The sequence below is a fragment of the Xylophilus ampelinus genome, from assembly GCF_003217575.1.
Lineage (GTDB): Bacteria > Pseudomonadota > Gammaproteobacteria > Burkholderiales > Burkholderiaceae_C > Xylophilus > Xylophilus ampelinus.
On sequence record NZ_QJTC01000045.1, the window covers coordinates 1 to 4,396 of the forward strand.

Below are 4,396 nucleotides of genomic sequence, written 5' to 3' on the forward strand. Positions count from 1 at the left end.
TGGGCGTCGCATCGACATTCATGTCGCCTGGCTCTCCTTGGGATGCTGTGCCATCTGCTTACGATCATTGACAACGTTTTGTTAGCCGCTCTAAGTGTCGGCGCGATTGAACGCCTACCCGCACCCCAGCAACGGCGTTGAACTCCGAATTTGGCATGAAGCCGTACTGCTTGCCCTGGTGCCCAATGAAATTCACGGCGAAGGGCATGAGCGCCCGATACCCAGCGCTACCTTGAGGATACAAGCGCATTTCATAGTTCTTCTCGCCTACGCGCGAGATCGCGGCAAGATCGCCCTCGTCAGCCAAGCCTGAGTAGCGCAGGGGCCCCGTGCCCAGGCGGAAATCTAGGTTGTTTTCCGCCTCGAAGGTTACGCGACACTGGTTATCGACACGCCCCAATTCGATGTAGTTCATGGTCACCAAGCATGAGTAAGTTGCCTTGTGGCCACGCTCGTTTCTAATGGTCAGAGGCGGGAAGAAGTCATAGCAATCCTTGCTCAGCCAGAAATACTGCGTCCCCTTCGCTGCTGTCGTGTTTCTAGCCGCTTTGATGCGCGCCGTGTCGGAGTGACTGAGCCTCAAGAGCATCGTCACCTCGCCGGTATCGTCTAGAACAACGTCGGTCGCTTGCTCGTCGTAGAGAAGCTGCCAAGCCGGCGCGGTCAGGTCGGCTAGCGTCGGCTGATGGAGCGCCCAATTCTGCGCGAGCATGCTGTCTACGAGAGATCCCCATGAGAAGTTCATCGCGGCCGTCGATGCCTGATCGAGCAGCACAGACATCTCGACGTTTTGCGACATCCCAGGCCCGGTGAAGTTGCCCGACGTCACCACAAGGGCGTCACCGCGTGAGCTTTGCGCGCCGTAGCACTTGGCATGAAGGAGGCGCTTGCGATTGACGACATGAACATATGCCCCGCAGTCGAGCATCTCCCTTACAACCTGTTTGCTTGTAAGTCTGCTGCTGGCACTGCCCGCGAAGACTGCGACGATGTTTCCGCCCCGCGCCTTGTGTGCCCGGAAGGTCTCGAAGAAGCGAACACCCCCGTTATAGTTGCCGAATCCTGAGACGACGAACATCGTTCCGTCGCCGGGGGTATGCTCGCGCACCCATACACGCTCAAGGATGTTGACCAGCCCTTTGCTCTGGCCGGTCGCATAGACGTTAGGGTGCAGAGTTAGCTCGTTCATGCGGCTCTCACGATGACTAAGCCTTCATCGATTACCGCATTTCCGATGTGATATCCATACCTCTGATAGGTCTGGAGAGGCACTGTCTCGACGTGCTCCCAGCCATTCGCTGCGGCCAGCTCGGCCAAGTGTTGAGGCGTGTTGATGTCAAACCGTTTGCCGCTAAGAACCGTGTGGTTGCTGCCGACAATCAAAGCGAACGGCGCGCCGTCTCTCATGGCCGGTCGAAGTGCCCGAAATACTTGGGCCATCCCAGCGAAGTAGCGGTAGAGCAGCAACGGCATTGCCTGCCGGCGAAACCCGTCCTCATCGGATAGCGCCGCCTGCAGCGCTAGGCAGTATTCTGCTTGTGCTGAAGGGATACCGGCGCTGTTAGCCGTCAGGCTGGCCAGCAGTTCGCGCTTCGATTGACCTCGCACCTCTCGGCTACCGACTAGACGAGCTTCCAGCGGAAGAATCTCTGCGGGCAAGACAAGGCTCAGCCAGACCAGGCTCAGTCGTTGGGTGTCGATGTATGGAAGGGCTGTCGCGTATGGCGGGCTCGTCAGCGCGCAATCGAACTGCGCCGACCCTATGCTCAGTTTTTTTACTTCAAGGTCTCTGCTATCGAGCAACAGGGCCTTACTGCCGGCCGGCGGCCTGCGGAAGACGGACTGCGCATCTTCGAGCTTCGCCAAGAACTGAAGAACCGCCTCCTCGAACGCTTCGACAAATGGCTTCTCCGGAACAGGCGTCTTGCGACGCCTGATTCGGAGATCTTGCGGGTCTTGCAGAGAGTAGTCACGCAGGAGGTTGCTCGCGAGCGCTAGGAGTGGGGAAGCACAGGCCTCGCTCCCGCCTTCGATAGCCAAGCGCAGCCGCTCGATAGCGGCGAAAACGTCGGAATCGAACCACGACAGCAGGTAGTCTCGGCGTACATCGCCTGGCGCTGCCTTCGGCACCTTGACTGATTTGTGCCGCTGGAGGGCTGCTCCCAGTTCTCGCCGCAACTCGTCGGCAGGAACCTTTACTGCATCCAGTTTTGCGTTAGCAATGAACACAGCAAGCGGATTGATGTCCGTGCCGACCGCACGCATGCCGAGGTGGGCACATTCAAGCAACGATGTCCCAGACCCGCAGAATGGGTCGATTACCCGAGCGCCCAGGGGAACATCGAGGATGTTCAAGATGGCCCGCGCGATCTGTGGGTTGAATTTCCCCTTGTACTCATGGAGACCGTGAGCCGAGTAGCGGGTTGATTGCCGGTTGACGCCGTTACCGTTGACCTTCTCAAGTTGCGCCTGCATGGTCGGAGCCGACTCCCCGCCGATCTTAGATGCCGCGAAGTACACAAGCCGCTCGACTGCCTCCATATTGATACCACCCTGCAGGCGGATGCCCCGAGCGGTGTCGGACATGCTTGCCTCGGGTAGAAGGGTCTCTACCTCGCGTCGTGCCAGCTCCAATTCATACGGGTAGTAGCGATATGAGTGCCGAACTAACTCCACTATCTCAAGCCTTAATTTTCTGCAGGACGAGCACCGTCTCTGTCTTGATGTTTGCATGAGCAAGGTTGAAAGATTTTCTACTCGCCGAAATGACGCGATCAAAGCGGGACACCAATCCAAATCCACGCTCGGCCGCGACGGCTTGGATGATGTCGGCGTTGTCAATGATCACGCCATGGATCTTGGATCGACCTATGACGAAACAGGCATAGCCGTATTTCACGAGTACTCGGTCTATGAGCTTGAATGTACCCCGCATCTGAGCCCAGAAATTCTCAGCAGTGTGATGTTCGCGTTTAAAGAAGTGGGCACGAGCGCCAATCTCCTGCTCTTTCACTGCCAGCGGGTCAAAGCCAAGCCACCACATCCGGTACTTGTGATACAACCAATACTCGTAGGCATTTGGGTACGGTGGCGAGGTGATGACAAGGCCCACGGGGCCCGGTAGGTCGCCGTGGGCCAGGGTCAACGTATTGGCCTCGATTACCGTTGCCGGTGACTGCTCCCAATCTCGCGCGATTAGCGCCTTGTGCAGCTTCTGAATCGCGGCCTCGAATTGCTCGAATACATCTTGTTTCGAGATGTCCTTAGCAACGGCTGCATAGCGCGTATCGCTGTCTTGATTGGAGACCCGGACTAAGATCGATGAGAGCGCCAACCGCAGGGCGTCATGGGTTATGCCGACTTGAACGTCGTTTATTTCCTGCAGCAGCGCTGCGATAGCCTCCTGCACGTCGCTTTTGAACCAATGATCGACATTCGGGATGCTCCAACGAAGAGGAACTCGATTTTTTCGGGCTGCAGCCCCAATCTGACGCGCCTTTTCGACTAGGCCCGCGGGATCTCTCGCTGTCTTCACACGCGCAATGAGGCAGGCTATCGGATTAAGGTCGACACCTACCGACGCCAAGCCTTGGCGCTGCGCCTCCAACAGCGTTGTTCCGCTTCCCGCAAAAGGGTCAAATACAAGCGTTTTCGGTGGCAGTGGTAGCGCTTTTAATAGCGCACGCGGAATGTCCCCGATAAACTTGGCAGGGTAAGGGTGAATTGCCTCGATTGCTAATGCACGCTTTCTGTTGGTGAAGCTCCAGTCCACGTTGCAGATGCGCGACTGCACCTCCGCAAAGGACAAGCTTTCGCTACGGCCGTCTGCTGTAGCAGGCTCATGAAATTCTTGGATGGTCATTGCGCAGTTTCGGTCTTCCTGTCAAACAGCGGCCACTGTTCGGCGATGTATTTCTCAGCCGCGTCTCGGATTACCCATGCTAGGGACACTTTTTTTTGTTTTGCAATGTCCTGAAGTGTCGAGTGAATCTCAGGCGGCAGGCTTGCCGAAGCCCGTTTCGGCCGGGATTTACCCGTCGGCTTTCGCCCCCGTTTGACACCCATAAGTCACCCTATCGAATTAGTTGCACCACTTTACACCATCTCGCAGCGTTCGAACAATCTTTGCAAAAAGATCTGCCCATCCGCCGGTCTTACTCCAGCGCGGGTGCCGGGTGTGCACAACACGGAAGTCGCCGTAGCGCGCGAGCAGGTCCTGCCAGGGGATGCCGGCGCGCTAGTGTGGTGTCTCAAAAATAAGCCGAACTAAGTTTGTGGGCAGCCCGAGCGACCTTTGCGAGGATCGTATCGGCGCTCTTGTGCCAGATGAAAGGTTTCGGGTCGGCGTTATGTCGGTCGATGTATTGCCGGATGGAGCGCTCCAGATCGGCCACGC

General features: G+C 57.2%; 3 protein-coding genes and 2 pseudogenes. All 5 read right to left on the bottom strand.

What is annotated here, in order from left to right:
* Positions 1-64: 64 nt before the first annotated feature.
* Complete coding sequence (locus DFQ15_RS16615; RefSeq protein WP_110467024.1) at positions 65-1,189, bottom strand: restriction endonuclease; 1,125 nt, start codon at positions 1,187-1,189, stop codon at positions 65-67.
* Positions 1,186-2,586: a TRM11 family SAM-dependent methyltransferase gene (locus DFQ15_RS16620; RefSeq protein WP_199399903.1), complete on the bottom strand. Its 1,401-nt coding sequence runs from the start codon at positions 2,584-2,586 to the stop codon at positions 1,186-1,188. Before DFQ15_RS16620 ends, DFQ15_RS16615 begins: the two co-directional genes overlap by 4 nt.
* Positions 2,587-2,680: 94 nt before the next feature.
* On the bottom strand, positions 2,681-3,862 hold the full coding sequence (locus DFQ15_RS16625) for a DNA methyltransferase (protein WP_110467026.1): 1,182 nt from the start codon (positions 3,860-3,862) through the stop codon (positions 2,681-2,683).
* A gap of 252 nt (positions 3,863-4,114) precedes the next feature.
* A pseudogene (locus DFQ15_RS18005) lies at positions 4,115-4,237 on the bottom strand (IS5/IS1182 family transposase); the annotation flags it as partial.
* Between the two features lie 13 nt (positions 4,238-4,250).
* A pseudogene (locus tag DFQ15_RS18010) lies at positions 4,251-4,396 on the bottom strand (IS630 family transposase); the annotation flags it as partial.